This window comes from uncultured Rikenella sp. (genome assembly GCF_910579375.1).
Classification (GTDB): domain Bacteria; phylum Bacteroidota; class Bacteroidia; order Bacteroidales; family Rikenellaceae; genus Rikenella.
The window spans coordinates 1-1,760 of sequence record NZ_CAJTUJ010000227.1; the positions used below are offsets into that span (position 1 = coordinate 1).

A 1,760-nucleotide genomic window follows, 5' to 3' on the forward strand; every position below is an offset into this window, starting at 1 on the left:
CGAGGTTTGCGAAGAGGGTTTCGAGCCAGATGTCGGGCGGGAGGGTCTCGCCGGAGGGGAGGGGTATGGGCGTGCCTGCGGCGAGTGCGGCGTCGGCTATCTGCTCGAACGCCTCGAGGGAGATGCGGCGGTCTGGCGCGGGGCTTTGCTCGGCAGCGGCGTCGGCGACGGCTTTGTCGCGTGCGTTCTGGTCGGCCTCGGTGTCGGCGGTGATTGACGCCCGCTTTTTCTCGAACTCGTCGATTGCGGGTATGTACGCGGCGCGGGCTGCGAGGATTTCGGCGAGTGCCTTGCCGCGGAGGGCGAGGCGGCGTGCCTCCGAGAGGAGGAACATTCGGAAGTATGTGTCGTTGTAGGTCATTTTTTTAGGTGATTAGGTGATTAGGTGATTAAGTGATTAGGTGGTTGGGTGGTCAGGGTTCGGCGGCGATGGCTGCGACGGCCTGCTTGAACTCCTCGATGGCCTGAAGGATTGCGGCGCGGTCGGTGTGGGTGTGGAAGTCCACGCTCAGGTAGGGGTAAGCGCGGAAGTCGGCGAGTTCTGCCGGGCGGTCCTCTGGAGCCTCCCCGCCGATGGCGCGCACGTATCCTGCGGAGATGTTTTCCAGCGAGCCTGCGCTGATGGTGACCTCTGCCGAGATGTCGTACCTGCGCGACTCGTCGGTGGAGTTGTCTACGCGCACCCTGCGCGAGATTGTCTGTGTGATGGTTGCTTTCGTTGTTTCCATTGCTTTTGTTTTTATTTGGTTTGTTGTTGCTGTTTAATTTATCTCGAACTCGCACACGAGCCTGATGTCCTCCCCGGTTGAGGCGTCGCGTATGAGCGGTATCTTGGTGGCGCAGTATGCGTCAGGAGTGAGTGTGAGCCGCCCGGTGTACCGCACTCCCGAACCGACGTACACGCCGTCGAAGCGGACAGGCTCGTTGAACTCGAAGTAGACGGGGCTGCCGTATGCCCACTGCACGAGGTCGAAGGAGGCGCCCGACGTGCCGCCGTAGTCGCGGGGCAGGACGTCGACGGTGCCGTCGTATGCCGTCATGCCGTTCTCGAACAGCTCGAGGCGGGCGTTGAATTTCAGGTACCAGCCCGCGCCGAAGAGCATGCGCAGCTTGTCGGAGGAGGACGGGTCCCAAGCGATGTGGTCGGAGCCGAGGTTGACCTGCGGCCTCAGGCTCAGGCTCGACTCGTATTCCGAATACGAGTACTCGGCGATGTCGAACTGTTTCCGCGAGGCTGTGGCGCGCACCACCACGGTTTCCTTTTCCGGCGCTGTGCCGCCAGCGCCCCCTGTGCCGAACTTGACGGGAGCCTGCCGGTTGTACACCACCTGCCGGAAGCCGTCGCCCCACATGTCGAGGGAGTACAGTGTCGAGAGGTCGGCAGAGCCGAAGTCGGCGCAGCGGTATTGCTCGTCGATGTCGAGCCTGCGGGGGAACAGCCCGGCGAACACCTTGTTGCCGGGACTGAAGGCGGCGAGGTCGTCAATTTTCGTGGTGACAATCTCCACGTTCAGTCCGTCCACGGAGTCGTCGCCCACCGGCACGGGGGCCTGCGCCACGTGCACGCGGGTGAGGTCCACGTCGGCCACGCCGATGGTGAGGTACATGTCGCCGAGGCTCACGCCGTTGACGGCGAAGTCCGACAGCCTGAGGTCTGCCGTGTTGTCGGTGAATATCCTCGCGGTGAGTCCCGCCTCGGCCTGCGGGTATTGCGGGTTGCGGTAAATGGGCAGGGTGTACTGCGGGCCTGCCGAGGAGCG

3 protein-coding genes are annotated in these 1,760 nt (G+C 63.5%); all 3 read right to left on the reverse strand.

Annotated features, from left to right (window positions below):
• Positions 1–361: hypothetical protein (locus QZ302_RS09920; RefSeq protein ID WP_294594948.1), on the reverse strand; the 361-nt coding region annotated here is incomplete at its 3' end.
• 52 nt (positions 362–413) lie between these two features.
• Complete coding sequence (locus tag QZ302_RS09925; protein ID WP_294594950.1) at positions 414–728, reverse strand: hypothetical protein; 315 nt, start codon at positions 726–728, stop codon at positions 414–416.
• Between the two features lie 33 nt (positions 729–761).
• The coding region (locus QZ302_RS09930) for a hypothetical protein (RefSeq protein ID WP_294594952.1) at positions 762–1,760 on the reverse strand (999 nt) is incomplete at its 5' end.